This is a genomic window from Aquirufa rosea, from assembly GCF_004118285.1.
Lineage (GTDB): Bacteria > Bacteroidota > Bacteroidia > Cytophagales > Spirosomataceae > Aquirufa > Aquirufa rosea.
Map to the genome: position 1 here is coordinate 149847 of NZ_SDHY01000005.1, position 23566 is coordinate 173412.

General features: G+C 39.7%; 25 protein-coding genes. 7 read left to right on the forward strand and 18 right to left on the reverse strand.

Annotated elements, in window-relative coordinates; genetic code table 11:
* Position 1: 1 nt before the first annotated feature.
* Genes rpsC through rplC form a run of 7 tightly spaced genes read right to left on the reverse strand, consistent with a single transcriptional unit; the run spans position 2 to position 4035 of the window.
* On the reverse strand, positions 2-823 hold the full coding sequence (gene rpsC, locus ESB04_RS09220) for a 30S ribosomal protein S3 (RefSeq protein WP_129027447.1): 822 nt from the start codon (positions 821-823) through the stop codon (positions 2-4).
* A 23-nt stretch (positions 824-846) separates the two neighbouring features.
* On the reverse strand, positions 847-1224 hold the full coding sequence (rplV, locus tag ESB04_RS09225) for a 50S ribosomal protein L22 (RefSeq protein ID WP_129027448.1): 378 nt from the start codon (positions 1222-1224) through the stop codon (positions 847-849).
* A 39-nt stretch (positions 1225-1263) separates the two neighbouring features.
* The gene (gene rpsS, locus ESB04_RS09230; RefSeq protein ID WP_109324428.1) at positions 1264-1542 is read right to left on the reverse strand and encodes a 30S ribosomal protein S19; all 279 of its coding nucleotides are present in this window, start codon (positions 1540-1542) and stop codon (positions 1264-1266) included.
* A gap of 3 nt (positions 1543-1545) precedes the next feature.
* On the reverse strand, positions 1546-2373 hold the full coding sequence (rplB, locus tag ESB04_RS09235) for a 50S ribosomal protein L2 (RefSeq protein ID WP_129027449.1): 828 nt from the start codon (positions 2371-2373) through the stop codon (positions 1546-1548).
* A 47-nt stretch (positions 2374-2420) separates the two neighbouring features.
* A complete protein-coding gene (gene rplW, locus ESB04_RS09240) occupies positions 2421-2708 on the reverse strand; it encodes a 50S ribosomal protein L23 (protein ID WP_129027450.1) in 288 nt (95 codons plus the stop codon).
* Positions 2709-2745: 37 nt separating this feature from the next.
* Entirely contained in the window at positions 2746-3375 is a 630-nt protein-coding gene (rplD, locus tag ESB04_RS09245; protein WP_129027451.1) for a 50S ribosomal protein L4, read from the reverse strand.
* Positions 3376-3417: 42 nt separating this feature from the next.
* On the reverse strand, positions 3418-4035 hold the full coding sequence (gene rplC, locus ESB04_RS09250; RefSeq protein WP_129027452.1) for a 50S ribosomal protein L3: 618 nt from the start codon (positions 4033-4035) through the stop codon (positions 3418-3420).
* A 537-nt stretch (positions 4036-4572) separates the two neighbouring features.
* On the opposite strand from rplC, the gene fbaA reads away from it, so the two are divergent.
* Entirely contained in the window at positions 4573-5655 is a 1083-nt protein-coding gene (gene fbaA, locus ESB04_RS09255) for a class II fructose-bisphosphate aldolase (RefSeq protein WP_129027453.1), read from the forward strand.
* Positions 5656-5937: 282 nt separating this feature from the next.
* On the opposite strand, the gene ESB04_RS09260 is transcribed toward fbaA, so the two are convergent.
* The 7 genes from ESB04_RS09260 to ESB04_RS09290 form a co-directional block, all read right to left on the reverse strand.
* Positions 5938-6477, reverse strand: a complete 540-nt coding sequence (locus ESB04_RS09260; protein WP_129027454.1) for a hypothetical protein — start codon at positions 6475-6477, stop codon at positions 5938-5940.
* A gap of 254 nt (positions 6478-6731) precedes the next feature.
* Positions 6732-7316: a precorrin-2 dehydrogenase/sirohydrochlorin ferrochelatase family protein gene (locus ESB04_RS09265; RefSeq protein WP_129027455.1), complete on the reverse strand. Its 585-nt coding sequence runs from the start codon at positions 7314-7316 to the stop codon at positions 6732-6734.
* Positions 7317-7326: 10 nt separating this feature from the next.
* Positions 7327-8388, reverse strand: a complete 1062-nt coding sequence (gene rlmN / locus ESB04_RS09270) for a 23S rRNA (adenine(2503)-C(2))-methyltransferase RlmN (RefSeq protein ID WP_129027456.1) — start codon at positions 8386-8388, stop codon at positions 7327-7329.
* Between the two features lies 1 nt (position 8389).
* A complete protein-coding gene (locus ESB04_RS09275) occupies positions 8390-8842 on the reverse strand; it encodes a GatB/YqeY domain-containing protein (protein ID WP_129027457.1) in 453 nt (150 codons plus the stop codon).
* Positions 8843-8846: 4 nt separating this feature from the next.
* Entirely contained in the window at positions 8847-10379 is a 1533-nt protein-coding gene (locus ESB04_RS09280) for a GH3 auxin-responsive promoter family protein (RefSeq protein WP_235832214.1), read from the reverse strand.
* Positions 10379-11233, reverse strand: coding sequence for a glycerophosphodiester phosphodiesterase family protein (locus tag ESB04_RS09285; RefSeq protein ID WP_235832215.1), 855 nt, complete (start codon positions 11231-11233; stop codon positions 10379-10381). Before ESB04_RS09285 ends, ESB04_RS09280 begins: the two co-directional genes overlap by 1 nt.
* Before the next feature lie 44 nt (positions 11234-11277).
* A complete protein-coding gene (locus ESB04_RS09290) occupies positions 11278-11619 on the reverse strand; it encodes a DUF4296 domain-containing protein (RefSeq protein ID WP_129027458.1) in 342 nt (113 codons plus the stop codon).
* A 100-nt stretch (positions 11620-11719) separates the two neighbouring features.
* Here ESB04_RS09290 and ESB04_RS09295 point away from each other — a divergent pair, with 100 nt between their 5' ends.
* The 4 genes from ESB04_RS09295 to ispE all read left to right on the forward strand — a co-directional run bounded on the left by ESB04_RS09295 (position 11720) and on the right by ispE (position 15255).
* On the forward strand, positions 11720-12592 hold the full coding sequence (locus ESB04_RS09295) for a DUF58 domain-containing protein (protein ID WP_205749499.1): 873 nt from the start codon (positions 11720-11722) through the stop codon (positions 12590-12592).
* Positions 12592-13452 (forward strand): hypothetical protein, encoded by an 861-nt coding sequence (locus tag ESB04_RS09300; protein WP_129027459.1) that lies wholly within the window; start codon positions 12592-12594, stop codon positions 13450-13452. Before ESB04_RS09295 ends, ESB04_RS09300 begins: the two co-directional genes overlap by 1 nt.
* Before the next feature lie 161 nt (positions 13453-13613).
* Positions 13614-14441 (forward strand): VWA domain-containing protein, encoded by an 828-nt coding sequence (locus ESB04_RS09305; RefSeq protein WP_164969628.1) that lies wholly within the window; start codon positions 13614-13616, stop codon positions 14439-14441.
* A gap of 1 nt (position 14442) precedes the next feature.
* The gene (gene ispE, locus ESB04_RS09310) at positions 14443-15255 is read left to right on the forward strand and encodes a 4-(cytidine 5'-diphospho)-2-C-methyl-D-erythritol kinase (RefSeq protein ID WP_129027461.1); all 813 of its coding nucleotides are present in this window, start codon (positions 14443-14445) and stop codon (positions 15253-15255) included.
* Here the strand turns inward: ispE and ESB04_RS09315 are convergent.
* From ESB04_RS09315 to ESB04_RS09325, 3 genes are read right to left on the reverse strand one after another with little or no spacing between them, the layout of a single operon-like run.
* Positions 15252-16382, reverse strand: a complete 1131-nt coding sequence (locus tag ESB04_RS09315; RefSeq protein WP_129027462.1) for an efflux RND transporter periplasmic adaptor subunit — start codon at positions 16380-16382, stop codon at positions 15252-15254. The two genes, ispE and ESB04_RS09315, sit on opposite strands and share 4 nt — an antisense overlap.
* Positions 16375-20703, reverse strand: a complete 4329-nt coding sequence (locus ESB04_RS09320) for a CusA/CzcA family heavy metal efflux RND transporter (protein ID WP_129027463.1) — start codon at positions 20701-20703, stop codon at positions 16375-16377. Before ESB04_RS09320 ends, ESB04_RS09315 begins: the two co-directional genes overlap by 8 nt.
* Before the next feature lie 44 nt (positions 20704-20747).
* Positions 20748-21131 carry a hypothetical protein gene (locus tag ESB04_RS09325; RefSeq protein ID WP_129027464.1) on the reverse strand — a complete coding sequence of 128 codons (384 nt, stop codon included), beginning with the start codon at positions 21129-21131 and terminating at the stop codon, positions 20748-20750.
* Between the two features lie 114 nt (positions 21132-21245).
* Here ESB04_RS09325 and ESB04_RS09330 point away from each other — a divergent pair, with 114 nt between their 5' ends.
* Together ESB04_RS09330 and ESB04_RS09335 are read left to right on the forward strand one after the other, a co-directional pair.
* Positions 21246-21863, forward strand: a complete 618-nt coding sequence (locus ESB04_RS09330) for a DedA family protein (protein ID WP_129027465.1) — start codon at positions 21246-21248, stop codon at positions 21861-21863.
* On the forward strand, positions 21864-22334 hold the full coding sequence (locus tag ESB04_RS09335) for an NADH-quinone oxidoreductase subunit A (protein ID WP_129027466.1): 471 nt from the start codon (positions 21864-21866) through the stop codon (positions 22332-22334).
* Here ESB04_RS09335 and ESB04_RS09340 read toward each other — a convergent pair.
* On the reverse strand, positions 22331-23467 hold the full coding sequence (locus ESB04_RS09340) for a PorP/SprF family type IX secretion system membrane protein (protein ID WP_129027467.1): 1137 nt from the start codon (positions 23465-23467) through the stop codon (positions 22331-22333). The two genes, ESB04_RS09335 and ESB04_RS09340, sit on opposite strands and share 4 nt — an antisense overlap.
* Positions 23468-23566: the final 99 nt, after the last annotated feature.

Genomic DNA, 23566 nt, shown 5'->3' on the forward strand with positions numbered 1-23566 from the left:
CTTAGCGCTTTCCGCCACGGCCACGATTCGCAGCTCCAGGTTTATTGCGATCACCCCCTTGATCTGCTCCTTCTGGGCGACGAGAACGTCCTCCTCCGCGACGGTCATCATCACGACCACGTGGTCCACGATCACCAGCACGAGAATCTGCCGAAGTAGACTGAATTCCCATGTTTGCATTTGGAGATAAATCACGCTTGCCAAAAACCTCTCCACGGAATACCCATACTTTGATACCGATTTTTCCGTAAACAGTTAATGCTTCAGAGATAGCATAATCCACATCAGCACGCAATGTATGCAATGGAATACGGCCCTCCTTATAACCCTCAGAACGTGCCATTTCAGCACCACCTAAACGGCCAGATAATTTTAATTTGATACCCTGAGCTCCTACACGCATCGCTGAAGCAATCGCTTGCTTCATCGCACGACGGAACGAGATACGAGCTTGCAATTGTTGAGCAATAGCTTCACCAATCAACTTAGCGTCAATCTCTGGGCGCTTAATTTCAAAAATATTGATTTGAACGTCTTTCCCAGTGATTTTCTTCAACTCCTCTTTTACCTTATCTACCTCGGCACCTTGCTTACCAATAACAACACCAGCACGAGCTGTATTAATTGTTAATGTGATACGCTTTAGTGTGCGTTCAATAATAACTTTAGAGATTGATCCCTTTGGAATACGAGCAGCTACATACTTTCTGATCTTCTCATCCTCAACCAATTTATCGGCGAAAGTCTTACCACCGTACCAGTTAGAATCCCAACCTCTTACGATACCTAATCTTAATCCAACGGGGTTAATTTTTTGTCCCATTTCTTGTTATATCTAATAGTTAATTATTCAGCTGAATTTGTTTCCTCTAAAGCAGGTGCCGCCGAAGAAGCCACTACTAAAGTGATGTGATTGGATCTTTTCAAAATCCGATGACCTCTTCCCTGAGGAGCAGGACGTAAACGCTTGATCGATGAACCTCCATCTACGAAGATAGTCTTGATGTATAAGTCCGCTTCTTCAATCTTGGCATCCTCATGCTTGTTCTGCCAGTTAGAAACCGCTGATAACAACAATTTCTCAATGGCCTTAGCACCAACTTTAGGCTCAAACTTCAAAATACCTAAAGCCTTAGATACTTTCTGTCCGCGAACCATATCCGCTACTAAACGCATCTTCTGAGGCGAAGTAGGAACATTTTTTAATTTAGCAATAGCTTCCATTTTTCAATTTCTGATTATAAGACCCGCAGGCCAATATCTTTACTTTTTACCCTTGTCTTTTTTCGCAATGTGACCACGGAAGTTACGGGTCGGCGAAAACTCTCCCAATTTGTGACCTACCATGTTTTCTGTAACATAAACCGGAATAAACTTATTACCGTTGTGTACCGCGAACGTGTGACCTACGAAATCTGGTGAAATCATTGAACGTCTTGACCATGTTTTGATCACCGACTTTTTGCCGGATTCGTTCATCACCTGTACCTTGTTGTCAAGGCGGTAATCAATGTAAGGACCTTTTTTTAGTGAACGTGCCATCTACTATTTTTTTCTTCTACTGATGATAAGACGATTAGTGTGTTTCTTTGGATTACGAGTTTTCTTACCCTTAGCCAATAAACCGGTACGAGAACGTGGGTGACCTCCTGAAGCGCGGCCCTCACCACCACCCATTGGGTGATCTACTGGGTTCATCACCACACCACGAACACGTGGACGGCGACCTAACCAGCGATGACGACCTGCTTTACCCAAGTTTACGTTCATGTGATCTGCATTTGAAACGGTACCAACTGTTGCTAAACAACGAGCTAATACCATACGCATCTCACCTGAAGGCAACTTAAGTGTTGCATATTTACCATCACGAGCTAACAATTGAGCATAAGTACCAGCCGAACGAGCTAATTCTGCTCCACGACCCGGTTGCAACTCAATAGCGTGTACCAAGGTACCTAATGGGATATTTGCCAAAGGCAATGTATTTCCAATTTCAGGAGCCACTGACTCACCTGAAATAACTGTTTGACCTACTTGAATTCCTTGTGGAGCCAAGATATAAGCCTTCTGTCCATCTGTATACTCTACTAATGCAATACGAGAAGTACGGTTTGGATCATATTCTACTGTCAATACAGTAGCAGGAACATCAAACTTAGCACGAGTGAAATCAATCACACGGTAACGACGCTTATGACCCCCTCCGATGTAACGCATCGAACGACGACCATCGGCATTTCTACCACCTGTACGCTTAATAGGCTCCAATAGGGGCTTATACGGCTTGTCCGTAGTAATCTCCTCAAACGTTGGCGCAATGCGCTGACGTTGGCCGGGAGTTGTTGGTTTTAATTTTTTAATAGCTGCCATTTATTTTAGTTCAAATTATCGGGATGAACCCCCTTAATACATTCTAGTTAAATTCCTTGGTAGAAGTCAATTACTTCACCACTACCTACTGTAACGATTGCCTTCTTCGTAGTAGAAGTACGTCCAGAAGTAATCTTAGTACGAGTGCTCTTGGATTTTTTCTTTCCAATCTGACGCATGGTTTTTACATCCAATACCTCTACTCCGTACATTTTCTTAACCTCCTTGGCAATCTCGATCTTGTTTGCAGTTAATTCAACTACAAATACATACTTGCCTTTTTCTTGCATGGCTTGCGACTTTTCAGTCAAGGCCGGACGTTTAATAATGCCCATGGTATATTTCGTTTATAACAGAACGCTGTTCTGAAAATTATTTACTAAAAGATGATTCTATTTTTTGGATCGCTGCCTCAGTGATCAACAATTTAGATGCATTCACTAAATCGTATGTATTCACATCTGATGCTGTTGAAACTTTTGCCTTCGGAACATTACGTCCTGACAATACCACATTCTTATCTACTTCTGGAGTAATTAATAATGTCTTCGTATTGTCTAAAGAAAAAGCTTTCAACATCGCCAAATACGCTTTAGTTTTTGGAGTGTCAAATGCCACTGTATCCAAAATAGCGATATCTCCGCTCTGAGCCTTTGCCGCTAGCGCCGATTGACGAGCTAGTGACTTCACCTTTTTGTTCAATTTAAAATGATAATCACGTGGGCGTGGTCCAAAAATACGTCCACCACCTTTCATCAATGGAGACTTCATAGAACCTGCACGAGCTCCACCTGTACCTTTTTGTTTTTTAAGCTTGCGAGTAGAACGTGAAACTTCTGCACGCTCTTTTGACTTGTGGGTTCCTTGACGTTGGTTGGCCAAATATTGCTTCACATCCAAGTAAACCACATGCTCGTTTGGAACAATGCCAAAGATCTCGTCAGAAAGGGTTACTTTCTTTCCGGTATCTTTACCTGCTATGTTATATACTGCTAATTCCATAATCAGAATGTCTATTGTTAAAGGTTCGCACCTTTATGGGTTTTAATTTTCAATAATTACGTATGAGTTCTTCGCTCCAGGAACTGATCCTGATACTACCAAAAGATTTTTCTCTGGATAGATTCTTAACACTTCTAGGTTTTGAACCTTTACACGATTTCCTCCTGTGCGTCCCGCCATACGTAAGCCTTTGAATACACGCGCTGGGAATGAACAAGCTCCAATAGAACCTGGGTGACGACCACGGTTATGCTGTCCGTGAGTTTGACCACCCACACCACCAAATCCGTGACGCTTAACAACCCCTTGAAAACCTTTACCCTTAGAAGTACCTACCGCATCTACGAAAGTTCCTACTTCTAACATTTCTACTGTCAACACATCTCCTAAGTTCAAAGGCTGCTCGAACGTGCGAAACTCAACCAATTTTTTCTTTGGAGTAGTATTAGCCTTCTTAAAGTGACCCAACAAAGATTTTGTTGTATGCTTCTCTTTTTTCTCACCAAAACCGATTTGAACAGCATTGTAACCTTCGTTCTCCACAGTTTTTACTTGCGTTACTACGCAAGGGCCGGCCTCAATCAGCGTACATGCAACGGATCTACCGTCTTCCATGTATAGGCTGGTCATTCCGATTTTTTTACCAATAATTCCAGACATATAATATTTTGTTTAAAAAATTATGCTTACAAGGCTACCTATGGCTTGTTGTAAGACTTTTATTCAAAAATCACTGCGAAGCAATGAAGAAGAATCAAAAACAATAAAATGCAGATTGGCGTAAAGCGACAAGATGGAGGCGCTGTGAATTACAGCGAAAAACACCTTGTGTAGCTTAATATTCAATTAATGGGCTGGGCATTCAGCATTCAATAATCAATACCAGTTCTAACACAAAAATCGAGCTTACCTCAATTTAAAACCATTTCGACGCGCATTTTTGGTGTTTTAAATAAATTCGAGAAGTTCTGCCAACCTCTTTCTGAATAAAAAACTGCGTCTGTCGAACGGGAGTGCAAAGGTAGGAAAAATATTAACACATCCAATAGGTACTTTAAAAATATTTTTTTGGTGGGTCCTTAACTCTGTGGATTATTCACTGGCAAGCCTTAGAATTTGTGCATTTTTACTAAATTTGTGGCCTACTCACCTGTTAATCAGGTGGTTTTTGTTTATTTCCCAAGAAAAAAAATCATTATGTCAAGTTTAACCAACCAAAAAGGTGTTTTGCACGGAGATGCCGTTCAGGAATTATTTGAAATTGCTAAAAAACATCAATTTGCATTACCTGCGGTAAATGTTACTGGTACTGACACTGTCAATGGAGTATTAGAGGCTGCTAAAGCGGTTAATTCTCCCGTTATCATTCAATTCTCGAATGGCGGTGCTCAATTTTACGCTGGAAAATCTCTTCCTAATGGAAACCAAGAAGCGTCTATTGCAGGAGCTATTTCTGGAGCATATCACGTTCACCAATTAGCCAAAGTCTACGGCGTTCAAGTAATTCTTCACACTGACCATTGTGCCAAAAAATTACTTCCTTGGTTAGACGGCCTTTTAGATGCGGGTGAAAAATTCTATGCTGAAACAGGACAGCCCTTGTTTTCCTCACATATGATCGATTTATCTGAAGAGCCGCTAGAGGAAAACTTAGAAATCTGTGCTAAATATTTAACTCGAATGTCCAAAATCGGGATGACTTTGGAAATTGAATTAGGGGTAACGGGTGGAGAAGAGGATGGAGTAGACAACTCTGACGTAGATTCTTCCAAATTATATACTCAACCTGAAGAAGTAGCGCATGCTTATGACGTATTGAATGCTATCTCTCACCGTTTCACTATTGCAGCTGCCTTCGGTAATGTGCATGGAGTATACAAACCTGGTAATGTAAAATTACAGCCTATCATTTTGAAAAACTCTCAAGATTTTATCCGTAATAAATATGCGCTGACTGCTGAAAAACCAATCAACTTCGTTTTCCATGGTGGTTCTGGTTCTTCTCGTGAGGAAATTCGTGAGGCAATTTCTTATGGAGCCATCAAAATGAATATTGACACTGATTTACAATGGGCTTTCTGGGAAGGTATTCTCAATTTCTACAAGGATAAAGAAGCCTACTTACAAGGACAAATTGGAAATCCGACTGGTGACGATGCTCCGAACAAGAAATATTATGACCCAAGGGTATGGTTACGCAAGGGTGAAGAAACTTTTGTCGCTCGCCTGAAATCCGCATTTGAGGATTTAAACGCAAACAACGTGAATCAGTACTTGTAATTAGTACTGTTATTAATTTTTAATAGGGCTCTTTATAGGGCCCTATTTTTTTGAGCAATTTTAATGGAAAGGGAATGGGATTTTTAAAGACGGTAGGGATTTGGGTAGGTAATTGAGTGTTTTGGTGTTTTGGTATTTTGGTGTAATAGATTTGACAACTTTTAAAAGTTGTCAAATCTATTACAATTAAATGATCAAATTTCAGTAAAAAACCCCTATTTACTCATCCGTTAATGGCAAAATATCAGTTTCTTTAAATTCTCTTGAATGAAAATCAATAAATTATTTTTTCCCTCCAAACCATTCTAAAACAAACTCTTTTTCAATCAAACTCTTCTTGAACTGCAACACTTTTTTATAAGAGCTCCAGTCCCAATTCCTAAAATTGGAAGTTAAACCATGCTTCTGTGGATTCAAATGAATGTAGGCTATCAATGTAGAAAGATCTTCTAACTTCTCCACTAATGCTCTTTTAAATGGAGTTTGAAAAAGTGTTCCCACACGCCCTTGCTGTTTATTAAAAGCCATCGCATAAGATTGAAAAAACTTTTTTAGCCTACTAACCACTAACTGATGAACAGTTTTCCCTTCCAAATCGCTTTCACTGAAATAATTCACCTGAACCAAGAAATGAAAATGGTTATCATTTAAACTGTAGGCAATTACCCCCAAATATCCTTCTAAATATTTACACCATTGCCTGAGAAAAAACGAATAATTTGATCTTGACTTAAATATCGATTTTTTATCTACTCCCCGATTGTAAATATGATAATACTCACCTGGTTGAAATTGAGTATAATAATGTTCTAAATAGGCCATATGCTTAGCTTAAAGCCAAATCTAAGAAATAGAGTTCACCAGAATTCTCACTACCTATCAGATTATCAATAAGTTGATAAAATAATTCTCACGAAAAAATTGATTGATTTTGATATTATATTTAAAATGAAATACCTACTACTAGATTGTCTTAAGAGTACTTAGATTTGACAACTTTTAAAAAGTTGTCAAATCTTTACCTTTACCTCTTTACCCTTAATTCCTTAAACTATATCTCTACCTACCACAATAACCTATTTCTTAAAGATTAATCCCTTAGTCATTTCATTCAAGGCCTTAATTTTGGATTCAAAATCCCCCTTCAATTCTTTACGAATACTTTCCAAGCTATCTAATGACAATTGAATCTCATCAGGGATTACATCCTCCAAAAAGGCTCGAATTCGTTTGGCCATGGTGGGCGACTTTCCATTCGTAGAAATTGCAATTTTCAAATCTCCTTTCTGAACAATGGACCCCAAATAAAAATCACATAAAGCTGGAGTATCCGCAACATTACACAACAAATGCCTCTGCTTTGCCAATTCACTAATCCGCTCATGCAAGGTATATTGGTCCGTGGCACATACTACCATATCCCTTCCCTCCAAATCTCCCACTTCAAAGGCCCGATGGATCAGTTCCACTTTGGGAAAATCCTTTAGATAGGTCAAGGTCTCCTCTCGAAAAAAAGGAGCGACTAAACTAATTTTGGCCTCAGGAGAATTTCTTAACATGGCTGACACCTTTTCCAAGGCCACATTGCCTCCTCCAACAATCAAGACATTGAGCTGCTCTAATTTTAAAAAAACAGGGAATAGCTTGTTTTGCGCCTCCATCTATTAATCATTATGCTGATTTCTTGCCTGCCAACTGCCCACATGCGGCGTCTATATCCTTTCCACGAGAGCGACGAACATTGACGATCATCTTTTTGCTCTCTAAAAATGCGGTAAACTTAGCCAAGGCATCTGCCTCCGCATTGACGAACTGCGCTTGAGAAATGGGATTATATTCGATGATATTTATCTTACAAGGAATCTTTTTGGCAAATTCCCACAACTCTTTAGCATCCTCAACCGAATCATTAAACTTATTGAACATGATATACTCCAACGTAATCTCATTCTCCGTCTTATCATAAAAATACCGAAGAGCCTCCGATAATACCTCCAAGGTATTAGATTCATTAATCGGCATAATCTGATTTCTCTTCACATCATTGGCAGCATGCAATGATAAAGCCAAATTAAACTTGACTTGATCATCCCCCAATTTCTTGATCATTTTTGCAATACCCGCCGTAGAAACAGTTATCCTTTTGGGCGACATGCCTAAACCAGCAGGTGAAGTGATTTCCTCAATGGACTTTAATACATTGGCATAATTCAATAAGGGCTCCCCCATACCCATATAAACAATATTAGTTAAGGGAATTCCATATTTTTCCTGCGCCTGATTACGAATCAAAACTACTTGGTCAAATATCTCAAAAGACTCCAAATTTCTCTTCCTATCCATATAACCCGTAGCACAAAAACTGCAAGTCAAGGAGCAACCTACCTGAGAAGAAACGCATGCCGTCATCCTTTCTCGAGTAGGAATCAATACCCCTTCTACCAAATGACCATCATGCAATTTAAAACTGGATTTAATGGTACGATCAGCACTTACCTGCATGTCATCTACCTGAACACATTGCAGAGAAAAATGCTGATTCAGCCATTCTCGGGTAGTTTTGGGAATATTAGCCATTTCATCAAAGCTACGAACTGACTTTTTCCAAATCCATTCATGTACTTGTTTAGCCCGAAACGCTGGATCCCCATGCTGAAGCATTACCTGCTTCAACTCCTCTAAGCCGAGCTTCCTAATGGCTCTTAATTCCTCTTCCTTGGCTATTGTAGTCACTTTATTTCTTTAATAATTCTCCAACCTTAGCTGAAATCGCTTTCCCATCAGCTAAACCCGCCAATTGCTTACTCGCTACACCCATCACTTTTCCCATATCTGATGGACTACTTGCTCCTAACTGGGCAATAATAGCTTGAACCTTTTCAGTTAATTCTGCCTCGGACAGTTGCTTCGGCAAAAACTCTTCAATAATACTCAATTCCGCCTGCTCTTTCTCAGCCAAGTCTGGGCGATTTTGAGTTACATAAACCTCCAATGAATCCTTGCGCTGCTTAGCGGCCTTCATCAATATCTTCATTTCAGCATCAGGAGATAATTCCCCACTGTTAGAACCAGAGGTTTCCTCCAATAAGATAAGTGATTTGATAGCACGCAATGCGCGTAGTCTATCGGCATCTTTCGCACGCATAGCGTCTTTTATGCCGTTTTCAATTGTTGCTTTTAATGACATATTTTTATTCTTTGAAATGAGCTTTGACTCCCTCTAAAAATTCCCGATGGTTACTCAATCGAGGGACTTTATGTTGGCCACCCAATTTTCCTCTTTCTCGCATCCAAGCATAAAATGTACCTGACGGAGCTTGGTGAATCAAAGGCGGTCCTAATACTAAATCATAGGATCTCTTGGCATCATAATCTGAATTAATCTCCCTTAAGGTCCGATCCAATATTTCCACAAAGGTATGCATTTCTTTTGGTGCTTTGGAAAATTCTATCACCCATTCATGACTTCCCCTTTGTCCGCCTTGCATATAACTAGGCGCCGCCGTATATTCTTTTATAATTGAATTGGTTTCTAAACAGGCCTTAGAAATTGCAATTTCTGCATTTTCCATGATAAGCTCTTCCCCAAAGGCATTGATAAAATGCTTGGTCCTTCCTGAAATTTTAATTCGATAAGGATCTATAGAAGTAAATCTGATCGTATCACCTATTTTGTATCGCCAAAGTCCAGCATTGGTTGAAATGACCATCGCATAATTGAGTCCTAATTCAACCTGTGACAAATCCACAATGGTATCCTGCTCCTCTCCTTCCTCATTGATTGGAATAAATTCATAAAATATTCCGTAGTCCAACATCAGCAATAACTCATCTTTCAAACTCAAGTCATCTTGAATGCCAAAGAATCCTTCTGAAGCATTGTATATTTCTAGAAAGCCTACCCCCTGATTCCGAAATATATCTTTTTGAAATACCTCCCGGTAAGGACCAAAAGCCACGGCACCATGAATCATGAATTCGAAATTCTCCCAAACTTCCAATATTGACTGCTTACCCGTAATTTCAAGTATTTTCTCAATCAAGACCAAGGTCCAGGTAGGGACACCAAGAATACTTGTCACATTTTCCTTAGAGGTTTCCCAAGCCATTCGCTCAATCTTCTGATCCCAATCATCCATCAGTGCCACCTCCAAAGAAGGTGTACGAATCATTTGAGCCCATACAGGCAAATTCTTCATGATTACAGCAGAAACATCCCCTACCAAAACATTGGGATGGGAAATACTTGGAGACAAACTTCCACCAATAGATAATCCCTTTCCCTCAAAAATTTGAGTATCCGGCCGATTATTGATGAGCAAGGTAATCATATCCTTTCCACCCATCATGTGACAATCTTCTAAAGACTCTTTAGAAACAGGGATAAACTTACTTCGGGCATTGGTAGTGCCAGATGACTTAGAAAACCAAGTGATAGGACTATTCCAAAGAACTTGTTGTTCGCCTTGCATGATTCGATCAATGTAAGGGAATAATTCCTCATAAGTAGAAATAGGAACCTGTGATTTGAACGTATCGTAATGGTGAATTTGGCTATATCCATATTTTTTTCCCCATTCTGTTTGACGCCCCGCATAAACCAAACCCTTGAAACATTCCTCTTGCAACTCCAAAGGACGTGTATAAATGGATTCAATCCTCGACATACGTCGTTTCATAAACCATAATAGGGCTTCATTGAATAAGGAAATACCGTTCGCCATTACTTTTTTACTGGGTTTAAATAATGAGGAACTCGATTGGGATAATCAGTTATGACAGCATCCACGCCTATTTCCTTTAAACGCTCGATAGACTCTGCATCATTGACCGTCCAAGGTACCACTTTCATTCCATTTTTATGACAAAAGACTATATATTCTGGACTGAGCGACTGATAATTAGGACTGTATATAGCAGGAGTAAAACCTAAATTCTTGATGGTATTCTCTGGACTCTTCCTAGATACCAAGGCAGAAAGCTGAATTTCTGAAGGGAATCTGCCTTCCACCATTGCTTTGTTCCAATATTTCAGAACATTGAAATCAAAGCTTTGCAAGATCAAGAAAGAAGGCTTCACAAAGTACCGGATAATGCTCCAAACTTTCTCTGAAAATTCTTCCACTGTTTTTGGTTGCGAAATGCCATATTCTGCCTCTACCGATTTGATTTCTATATTATAATAAATATCTCGAAGGTATTTCTTTCGATATGCTTCCCCTAGGGCTAACACCTCTGATAACAAAGGCTTGTGAGCCTCCGCTGCTATTTGCTCAGGAAATTGGGAATTCCCTCTTTTACCGGTATCAAACTTCTTTATTTCAGCATAAATCATTTGATATAAATTGAAGTTCTTTTCCTCTGATTTTTCCACTGGCTTACCATCCGGCTTGGTCGAATACTGGGAATTCATATAGGGCTCATGTGACACTACTACCTGACCATCTGCAGAAATGCATACATCCATTTCAAGCACTTGAACTCCCGCTTTCAGCGCCTGCTCAAAAGCAAGCAAAGTATTTTCTGGGTATAAACCCCTAAAGCCACGATGTCCCTGAATAAAAGGCGTTTGTGCCATAGTCATGAAATTAATGATGCCAAAAAGATTAATCAACAATATTTTCATCGATGAGATGTTTCGGGCTTCTTAAATCTTTTTTCCATGATCTTATTCACCTTATCATATAGACGCAAAAAATCCTTCGGCTCTTGCACATATCGATCAAAATTTTGGGCAAACTGAAGAGAATCCACCCCATATTTTTTGAATATCAGTTTTTCTTGGTGGTGGTAAACTAAAATGGACGAATCAATGCTCCCAAAATGCATGTTGGAGACTTTGGATTCTTCAATATGAATATCAACCAAAATCTCGGCTAATTTATCCTCCTCAATGGGTTGACTTGTTGATGATTCCCCGCATGCCCAGCAAACCAAGCAAAGTAGGAAATATAAATTTCTCATGGTTCAAATTTCCCCTTAATTTAGAAAGCTTTTATGGCTTTTCATTCGACTTGCCCAAAAAATAGGTAATTTAGCAAGAATCAAAGCCCTCGTTCATTGCATGGATTCGGACATACATTCTTTTCTTTCGCACATCGTTCAATTGGAAATTCGCATAAGAAAAGCGATTAATACCCAAATGCATGGGAATTTTTCCTCCATTTTTAAAGGTTCGGGGTTGGAATTCAGTGACCTGCGCCAATATCATTATGGAGATGATGTGCGGCACATCGACTGGAACACTACAGCCAAAGGACATGGTACTTTCGTCAAATTGTTCAAAGAGGAAAAGGAACAAACGGTATTTTTTCTTCTAGACTTAAGTGCCTCCCAACAGGTAGGTAGAAATACCCATTCCAAATTTAAAACGATGAAGGAGGTGGCTGCAGTTCTTTCTTTTTCAGCGATGCAAGAAGCTAGCCATTTGGGCTTCTGTGGCTTCTCAGACAAAAATGAAAAGTTTATGCCTCCCGCACTTGGTAAAAAGCACGCCTACCGTGTCATCAGCGAATTATTTAAGATAGAACCAGAAAATAGTGGTACCGACTTAAAAGCGGCTTTAGGCTTTACCCTTCAAGTCTTAAAGCGCAGAAGTCTCATATTTGTCCTTTCGGATTTCATCGACGAAAATTACCATGATCTATTAAGGGCCATGTCACAAATGCATGACTTAGTGGTTATTCAAATATTAGATAAACAAGAAATCAAATTGCCTTCCTTAGGGATAATCCCTATTTATGACCCAGAAAGGAAAAAGACAACCTGGGTAAATACTAGCTCGAATTTTTTTAAAAATCTGCAAAAAGAGCAGGGGTCGCAACAAGCAGATCAGCTCAAAAAGCTTTGTAAACAATGGCAAGCGGACTATGTTAACATTCGATCAGGGGAGGATTTTGTACCTACCTTGGTGAAATTGTTTACCGTAAGAAAATAATGCAGCAATATCCCATACAAATCAAAGGCCAATTTTTGGAAGATTCTGTCAAAATAGGACAGCAGATTCATTACAGCCTTTCGGTTCGTCATGGAAAAAATCAAGAAATATTTTTCCCTGGTATCAACCAACGTTTTGGGGCTTTCCAAGCGGTAGAAAGAACCTATTTCCCTACCAGAACAGATGCTAGCGGCAGTATAGATTCTGCTGTGTATACCTTTCAGTTATTTGAAATTGAAAATCAGCATAGTTTGGCCATTCCTGTTTATTTAATGCAGGAGGCAGACTGTACAAAAATCTTCCCGAAAAAGGATTATATCTATATCAAGCGACTGGTTCCGCACCCAGAAAAAATCAATTTGGATTCCCTTTACCAACATGTGCCTATTGCTCCTTTGCAACCTAAAACGGATTTAAAAAATGTTGTTATTTGGGGACTAGCTCTTCTTATCCTGACCGGACTGATCTACTGGTTTTTGGGGAATAGTTTAAAAAAATGGTTTAGGTTGTATTTACTTTGGCGAAAAAACGCCGAATTTAAGCGAAGCTTCCAAAGGCTTACTAGGAATATTGATAATAATCAAATAGGACTTCAGAATTTGGAGAAAGCATTTTCCCTCTGGAAAAAATACCTTGAAAGCCTAACAATCAAGCCATTTACTACTTTCACTACGAAAGAAATGGTGGACGCCTTGGAAAACAAACAACTGGCCAAAGTACTTCATGAAATGGATTCAGCCATTTACGGAGGTAATTTTTCTAGTAAAACCAATGCCTCTGTTAATATGCTTATGGAAATTGCCAATTCCATATACCAAGGTGAAAGAAAAATCATTTCACAAGAGAACAAAAAGCCATGAAATACCAATTATACCTCTCATGGCAACAAGTTGTCTCTCTTTTTTCGTACCATTGGGAACGAGAAGCTTTTCTATTCTTACTTCCACTACCCTTTGTTATTTTTTTGTTTAGATACCTCATCAATAGGAAAAGTCAAACAAAAATCATTTTATCTTTTACTATGCCCTTAAAACAAAATAGAATCACCCGAATTCTAAGTTTTGTTCCAGATGTGGTACAGTGGATGCTACTAACAAGTCTGATTTTAGCCTTAGCTGGGCCTTATAAGATAAACTCCAAAATAAAAATTCAACCGGATGGTATTGATATGGCCTTAGCCATTGATATCTCCTCTTCTATGCTCAATAGGGATGTAAATCCTTCCCGATTAGTAGTAGCCAAACAAGTTGCCACAAATTTTATCAAGCAAAGAAGAAATGATTTTATTGCACTCATTGCCTTCGCAGGTGCCCCCTATTTAGCCAGTCCGATTACCAATGACTCTAGCTACTTAAAACAAGCTTTATCAGGCTTGGATTCCAAATTAATAAAAGAAGAAGGAACAGCTCTTGGAGATGCTTTGGGCATGTGTATCAATCAATTGAGAGACTCCCCTAACCCTAAAAAAATCAGCATTTTGATCAGTGATGGCAATAATACTGCAGGTAATCTAGATCCTCTTACTTCTACAGAACTGTCTAAAACCTTTGGCATCAAGGTATACACCATAGCCGTGGGTAGCTTAAAACCTTCTTTAGATCCTGTGGATGAAAGCACCCTACGGTTAATAGCTGAGAAAAGTAATGGTAGATTTTATCGGGCTACGGATCAAAAAAGCCTACGCGCTATTTTTGAAGAAATAAATCAGCAAGAATCTACTAAAGTGAAGGAAATTCGTTGGGAAGAACACATTGACCAAAGTAAGTTTTTCTTTGATTTTGCTTTCATGTTGTTCTTTGTTGGTCTATTCCTCAAGCTAAGCTCCGTCAACAATATTTTAGAAGATTAATATGGTCCTTTTCCCAAATGCCAAAATTAATATAGGCTTATACATCACGGCTAAAAGGCCAGATGGTTTTCATGAATTAGCAACCTGCTTCTTTCATGTGCCATGGACGGACATACTTGAAATAAGTCCTGCCAGTGATACATTTGAATTTTCAACATCGGGTCTCCCCATAGCTGGAGATATAAACCATAATTTGTGCTTTAAAGCATTTCAGGCTATTAACCAAGATTTTAATGTAGCCCCCGTGCATATTCACTTGCATAAAATTATTCCCATGGGGGCTGGTTTAGGGGGTGGATCGGCAGATGCTGCCTTTACTTTAATGGGATTAAGAGACTTTTATGAATTGCCACTAAGTAATGAGCAATTAGTCCCTTATGCACAAAAATTGGGGAGTGATTGTGCCTTTTTCCTATTCCAACAAGCACAATTGGGTCAAGGGAAGGGGGATGAACTGACGCCCATTCAGCGTTCACTCAAAGGATATCAAGTGGTGATGATCTATCCCAATTTTGGTATTTCAACCCAAGAAGCCTATTCGCAAGTGAAACCTGCCCCGGCACCGCATGATTTAGCAGAGTCCATCCTGCAGCCCATTGAACAATGGAAGGATTTAATCTCCAATGATTTTGAAAAAAGCCTTTTCCCTAAATACCCGATTCTGGCGGAAATAAAAGAGGAATTATACCAGAAGGGGGCAGTTTATGCCGCCATGAGTGGCTCTGGTTCAACCATTTTCGGACTATTTAAAAAAGAAGTCGACCTAGTATACCACTGGGCCGACTTCCAATATTTTCAAGGTATTTTTCCTTAATCTTTAGCAAAAATTGCCTCCAAAGCGGAAGCCCCACTAATGACTACTTTACCTTCAGGTATGGGCTTGATTGCTTGAATCCCGACAAAGTCCACATTGGAGCTAAGTATCTTCACGGGTACTTGTTCCATTTCCCCCTGTGGCGTTTCCACATAAATGAAACCACCTTTACCCACTCTGGCTAGGCCCGCCTGTGGAAGTGTTTTCATTTTCTGATTTCCAACCAAAATCTTAGCATTGATGAATTGCCCTACAGTGAAGCGAAGTTCATCTGCCTCATTTAAGAAATGTCCATGCACCGAGGTGGTTCTGGTTGAAAAATCCACTTGTTTTCCAATTAAGAACACCTTTCCTTTCCCTTGTATTCCTTCAGCTTCAAATTGAATGCTTTGGCCTAATTTTAAATTAGCCAAATCTCTTTCAAAAACCTTTAATTCCACATGTTTATGTGCAATTCCAACTAGTTTGACCAATTCATCGGTAGGCTGAATGTATTTGCCAATTGATAAAAACACATCCGTCACAAAGCCATCAATAGGAGCTTTTACCTGAATGAAAGAAGATATATTACCTTTTGCTAAAGATGCCAAATCACAACCTAAAATCTCCAATTTCAAAGCCAATGACTTCACTTGTGCCTGCACAGTGGATAAATCGGCCTCGGCCAATTGAAGTTTTTTCTTGGAACCTACTTCTTCGGAATTTAAAACTTGTTGACGAGATTTCTCAGATGTCAAATAGGTCTGCTGACTCAATGCCTGAATATATTCTTGTTGCATTTGGATATACTCCAAGCTGGTAACTGTAGCTAAAATTTGTCCCTTACTGACCTTCTTTCCAGGCAATAATTCGCTGGTCGTCTTTACATAACCTGAAATAGGCAAAGATATTGAAGCAGAAGAGATGGGCGGAACATCCACTAATCCCGTACAGGATACCTCAGATGCCATTTCTCTTTCTTCCAAATCTCCCAGCACAATGCCCGCATTTTGCTTTTGCTCCGGCGTCAATTTAATTTTCGAAACTACTGTTTCCGTACTTGGGCTTTCTGCTTCCTTCGTTCCACAGGCCCATAAAGTACTAATAAAAAATAGGGTGATCCACTGATATATGATGCGCTTATTCATTTCCTAAAATTGTTTCAATTTGAATGATGTTTTGATTATATGCCAAAACTTCCTGTAAATATTGTTCCCGAATTTGCCAAGCTTGCTGGGTATTTTGTAGCATTTCTACGTACTCAATTTCACCTTGCTGGTAACTTTTCAATGCTGTTTGAATGAGCCATTCAGCTTGGGGTAGTCCAGTCTGTTGGTAATACTTTAAGGAGTTGCTAAACTTCCCTAAAGAGACTTGAGCATTTTGTAAATCCGTATTTATTTGACTCAATACTTGATCTTTTTGACTCACAAAAACCTCTTCTTGCTTTTGTGCAGCAGCAATTCGGGCCTTTTGACCTTTGGCAAATATCGGTAAAGCTAGACCCGCCTGAACAAAATTTTGTCCTCCATAATTTTCTATACTTTGAGAGGTAGCCCCAAGACGAATATCCGGCTTAAGCTTATTTCTTTCCACCTCAGTTAACCACTTGGAATGCTGGACTTGTTCTTCCAAGAGTTGCAAGGTTGGATTTTTTGCCAAATCTGTCGGTATCAAAGGCGCTTGCATGGTTAAGCTTGAAGTACTTTGAATAACAAATGGTTCCTTTCTATTCATCCAATAGGCCAAATTTTGATAATTGGCTTGAATATCTGCATTCAATGACAATTGCCTTTGCTGAAATTCCCTCAATCGTGCCTCCGCAGCTACTAATTCCAGACGATTTGTCTCGCCTTGTTTAAAGCGAACAGTGGCAGCCTTGAGCATTTGGGAGTAAATGCTGTCTTGCTGTTGCAAATACTCTTGATGCTTTTGCTGAATTATTAATTGATAATAAAACCATTTGACACTGGACAATACAAGGTTTTGAGTAATCCTCTGCCTTTTCTCTGCCAACATTTTCTGTGATGTCAAAGCCTTAACTTGTGCCTTCAATAAACTTGGCCAAGGGATACTTTGAGAGGCAATGATGGTATAATCTGTACTATAATAAGTCTGTGTTTTACCGTATTGCAAATCAATACTTCCCTTGGGTAATTCTTTTCCAGAATTGATTAAAGCCTCGGCACTTTGTATTTCCAGGTTCCCTGTATTCAATAAAGCATTATGCTGAATGGCCTCTTGTAAGCAATTTGACAAATTTAAAATGGGTTTATTCCCCTGACCTACACTGGAAAAACTCATAAAAACACCAACCAATATTCCCATTATTACCATGGGCTGGGAATTTAATTTTCTTTCTTTCTTTGACATCACCAAAGAATAAACCACTGGAATAACTACAAGGGTTAAGAAAGTGGCGGTAATTAATCCTCCAATCACCACAGTGGCTAATGGCCGCTGAACTTCCGCTCCAGGAGAATGACTCAAGGCCATAGGTAAGAAACCTAAAGAGGCTACTGAAGCAGTCATTATGACGGGACGAAAACGCAATTCCAAGCCTTTTTTAAGCCTTTCTGCCACTGAATATCCTTCCGAAGCCAATTGCTTAAAAAACGATAACAGTACAATTCCATTCAAAACTGCCACTCCAAACAAGGCAATAAAACCAATACCAGCCGAAACGGAGAAAGGCATGCCTCGTAAATATAATGCCCAAATACCTCCAATGGCAGAGAGCGGAATAGCCAAGTAAATGATGGCTGCTTCCAACAGGGAATTAAAAGTGAAAAATAATAGAGCAAATATTAAAGCCAATGCCAATGGTACGACTAAGGCTAGACGGGATTTAGCTGCTTGAAGGTTTTCGAATGTACCTCCATACTTCACATAATAACCTGAGGGTAAGGTGATTTTACTTTTCATGACCTTTTCAATATCATTTACCACACTTTGGACATCCCTATTTCTGACATTTATACCAATCGTTATACGTCGATTCGTATTATCTCTAGAAATCTCGACAGGGGCATTTTGATAATCAACGGTGGCTACTTCTTCTAAAGGTATTTGAGATCCATTAGGAAGGTCCACATATAATTCTTTTAAATTTTGTATATCAGCCCGATGAGCAGAGTCCATTCGAACCACCAAATCATAGCGCTTTTCTCCTTCCATTACAATACCCGCCGCTTCCCCCGCAAAGGTCATCTTCACTCGACGATTTACATCTTGGATCCGCAAGCCATATTGCGCCATTTTTTGTCGATTATAATGCACGACCAATTGCGGCACCCCATCGATTTGCTGAACTTTGATATCTCCAACCCCCTCTATTTTACGAATATATCTTGCAGCTTCTGTCGCTTTGTCAAATAAAATACCCAGATCCTCTCCAAAGATTTTAATGGCAACATCCGACTTCACTCCAGCAATAAGTTCATTAAAACGCATCTGTATCGGTTGCGTAAACTCAAAGTTAACCTCTGGAAATGCATCTAAAGCGCGGTCCATCTTTTCTTCTAGCTCTTCCATCGTCTTGGCTTTTTTCCACACAGCTGGCTCATTCAATATAATCAACAAATCACAGGCATTAATTCCCATGGGATCTGTGGGTATTTCAGAAGCCCCAATTCGGGATACCACTTGCTTGATTTCATCGGGAAATTGCTTTAAGAGCAAAGCCTGCGCGTTTTTATTTACTTCTATACTTTGCGAAAGGGAGGCGTTGGTAGGCAAAATAGTTTCCACGGCAAAATCACCTTCATTCAATTCTGGAATAAACTCCCCTCCCAAGGTGCCAAACAATCCGATACTTCCTCCCAATAAAACCAAAGAGGCAGCCACAACCTTTTTACGATTATTCAGTGCCCAATTGACCATAGGACTGTATTTACCGTACATAAAGTTCATAATACGATCTGCCCATGTCACCTCATGACTTACTTTCTTACTTAAAAATAAGGAAGACATCATGGGAACGTAGGTTAAAGACAATAAAAGCGCGCCAAAGATGGCGAAGGAAACCGTTTGAGCCATAGGTCGAAACATTTTCCCTTCAATCCCCCCTAATGCCATAATAGGTAAATACACAATCAGAATGATGATTACCCCAAATGCTGCTGATTTGAAAATGGCTTGAGCTGAAATATTCACTTCCTCATCCATCTCGTGCTGGCTTAACACTTCCCCTTTTCTCCTAGAATGCAAACGGTGAATGATGGATTCTACAATGATAACAGCTCCGTCAACTATCAATCCGAAATCTATGGCCCCAAGAGACATCAAGTTGGCAGAAACCCCAAAAATATTCATCATGGCAAAGGCAAATAGCAAACAAAGTGGAATCATGGAGGCTACAATTAAGCCTGCCCTTAAATTCCCCAATAGAAGTACTAAGATGAATACCACAATTAGCCCCCCCTCAATCAGATTCTTTTCCACCGTATTAATGGCCTTACCAATCAAAATGCTTCGGTCCAAGTAGGCATTGATATGAATTCCTTGAGGAAGCGTTTTTTGAATAAGATCCATTCGTTCCTTCACATCTTTCACCACGGTATTGGCATTGGCACCTTTCAGCAAAAGCATTACGGCACCCACTGCCTCGCCTTTACCATTTTTAGTCATCGCACCATAACGGACTGCCTTCCCAAATTGAACCTTAGCGACATCCTTCACATAAACAGGCAAACTTCCAGGACCACGCTGCTTGACCACCGTGTTTTCAATGTCAGATAAAGACTGTATCATCCCCTCAGAGCGAATGAAATAGGCATCAGTACCTTTTTCCAAATAACTACCTCCAGAATTAGAATTATTATTCTCTAAGGCAGTAAAGAGCTCATCAATGCTGATATTCATGGCACGAATTCGTTCAGGATTAACAGCCACTTCGTATTGCTTTACATAACCGCCGAATGAACTTACTTCTACCACTCCTTTGATGCCCAAGAGTTGACGCTTCACAATCCAATCTTGATAAGTGCGTAAATCAGCTAAAGAATATTGATCCCTAAACTCCGGGTCCACATCCAAGGTGTACTGGTAAAACTCGCCAAGGCCCGTGGTAATGGGGGCCATTTCAGGGATACCTGCGCCTCTCAGTAGGTAAGGTTCCGCCGCTTTCAATTTCTCCGAAACTTGCTGTCGCGCCACTTCCATGGCCACTTCATCCTCAAAAACCACGGTGATGATGGATAGTCCCATCCTAGATATGGATCGGATATCTTTCACATTGGGAATAGTTCGAAGAGAAATTTCCAAAGGATACGTAACAAATTTCTCCACTTCCGAGGCCGCCAATGCAGGCGACTGGGTGATGACTTGTACCTGATTGGAAGTGATATCAGGTAATGCGTCAATAGGCAATCGGGTGAGAGAATATCCTCCCCAAGCCACAAGACCTAAAACAAATAAACCTACAATAAGCTTATTACGTATACTAAAATATATGATTGAATTGATCATTTTTCAATGGTAAAGGTTAACGTAAGGAAACAGATTAATATTCCTTAGTACCGAGGTGGCGCGATCAGCACACGGGCCAATGAAAAATGGTATAGATTTTGCCAAATGATATTTTGGCGACGAGGTAACAGTAAAACTAAAGGTAAAATTAGCAATCCAAAAACAGTAGGAAGGACATATCCACTCACCCCACTAAAATCAAAACTAGGTAAGCTCGGGTGCTTAGTTGTTTTTGCGTGCTTGGAATCAGCAGCATAATGCATCCATAAAAAATCTAAAAAACTAAATCCTTCTGGTGCTTGACGCTTGTGATCTTGAAAATGTTTCATCAATTCACTTGCCTTGAAACTTTGCTCCATACCCACCTTCGGAATCCAAGATCCCGAGAAGATGATGACGAAGAGAAGTGATGCAAGCCAAGTTTTCATAAGTCAAATGTAGGAAAAAATGGAAATTTTAATGGATATTTATATTCTCAATTTAGTAATTTTTGAGACAAAAGCCTAAAAACCAAGGATTAATCAGCGAGTTTAGCTCCCATTATGGATGAAATAAATATTTTGTGGCATCAGTTAACTGATTCCGAGACCATCATTCGATCCGGCTTACTTGTGATTACATTAATCGTTTTTGCTGAGAACGGATTGTTCTTCGCCTTTTTTTTGCCTGGGGATTACCTTCTTTTCCTTACTGGTGTATTCGGGGGGACGGGTGTCCTAAAAGAACCCCTTTCTGTTTTATTGGCTAGTATTTTCTTAGCGGCCGTTATAGGGTCTCTCGTGGGTTATTTATCCGGTAGATTTTTTGGGAAATCTTTAGAAGATAGGCCCGATAGCCTATTTTTCAAAAAGAAGCATTTAGATTCCACCCGTGATTTCTTCGAGAAATATGGCTTTATGGCTTTAGTAATAAGTCGATTTTTACCCGTTGTCAGAACATTTACCCCCATTTTAGCTGGAATCAGTCGGATGTCTTGGTATAGTTATTTACTTCTCAACGTGGTAGGTGGTGCCTTGTGGGTGGGAATTTTGGTTACCTCAGGCTATTATTTAGGCCAGCACTTCCCTTGGATTATCAATTACGTCCATTACATTATTTTGTTTTTCCTTGGAATCACCACCTTTACTGTCATTAAAGGTTACTTAAAAATGAGACAATAGATGGAAGCTTTTGCATATGTGGCGGCCTTTTTATTGGCTGGGATATTATTCCTGGCCATAATTTTGACTTTGGCCAAATGGATTCGTCCTAATAGACCCAATGTAGAAAAACTTAGCACTTATGAGTCCGGTGAGGCTCCAGTCGGAAATGCCAACATTCGATTTAATCCTAGGTTTTACCTAATAGCCTTGATGTTTGTCTTATTTGAAATAGAATTGATATTTCTATTCCCTTGGGCAAGCGTATTTCATCATTCTGATTTGGAAAAGAGTAGTTCTAGCTGGTCTACTTATGCGCTGGTCGAAATGTTCATATTTGTGGGCATTCTTGCCTTAGGTCTAGCCCTGGCCTGGGTGAAGGGATATGTAGATTGGGAAAAAAACGTACCTCCAGAAATTCCTAATGATAGCCCTATTCCAGACCACGCTTATCACAAGATTAGGGAAAAATATCGTACACAAAAAAATTAATGTGGCGTTGGGACTCCAATCTTATTATTGAACATTATCCCGATGACCAATTCATGGGAACCCATGGATTGATTGGCTAAACCATTGGCATTGAGATCATAAGAATAAGACATGTGCATATTATGCCTTAGCTGCACTCCAAACATGGCAGAATAAGATTCTTTATGACGATATCCCAAACCCATCCAAAACTGGTGATTAAAATCTGCTCGGACATTGCCTTCAATGGACATGGTCCCAGACTTGTAAAATTTAATTAAAGCCGCCGGTGATACCGTAAAATGTGGGGATGTCCGAATATGATAACCCATCATGGCAAACATATTGGGTTTCATGGAACCAGAGTAAAGAGCTCTGGTAAAAACTTTATCATTATCAAAAGGCGAATCGTTAGGCCAATAATACCTCCTACTCAAGGTATCCACTGCAGCTGGATCAGAACGTTCGTAAGTGAAATTTTCAAAAATCAATTGATTGGCAGAAACTCCAAGAAAAAACTCTCGATTGTAATAAAGTGCACCCACATTAGCCATCAATTGGCCCGCTTTCAAAGAACCATAAGGACTTGGAGCCGTGCTAAGTGATGTCCCTGCAGGTGGATCCAGATATAAAATCAAAGGGTCTCCACCATCTTTTGGATCAAAATTATTCATATTTAGCCCCCTAAAATAGTAGCCTCCTGTGGCACCCACGGCTAGTTTATTCTCCCCGCCCAAAGAAACATGGTAAGCGTAGGAGGCTCCAAGTGCGAGGGTAGACATAGGACCAAACTGGTCAGACATGATTTGAAGGCCTAATCCTTGATGAAATTCCCAGCGGTAATCATTCTTTCTTCTTCGGGTAGGATTGAATGATCTTCGGATCGTTTTGGACATGTACGGAGTACGACCGGTAGATGTTCTATCTGATTTATCGATTGCCCAATTGGCTGTGGCATAAAATGTCCGCATGCCCTCAGAAATTCCCAACCATTGCTGCCTATAACCTACTTTAATATCTGTATAATCTTCAAATCCAGCAAAGGCAGGATTATACAGATAACGATTCATCATGAATTGCGTAACTTGAGGCGTCTGCTGGGCTATCCCAACGTGAACTGTTAGAAATAAGAAAAGAAAGCTGAATAATCTCATTTGAATAAGTAGAACCTCAAAAATCTGTCAAATATATTTAATTTAGCTCGAACTTTCTGGCAAACACTTGGGTTTTTATAAATTAATGACCCCTTCTAA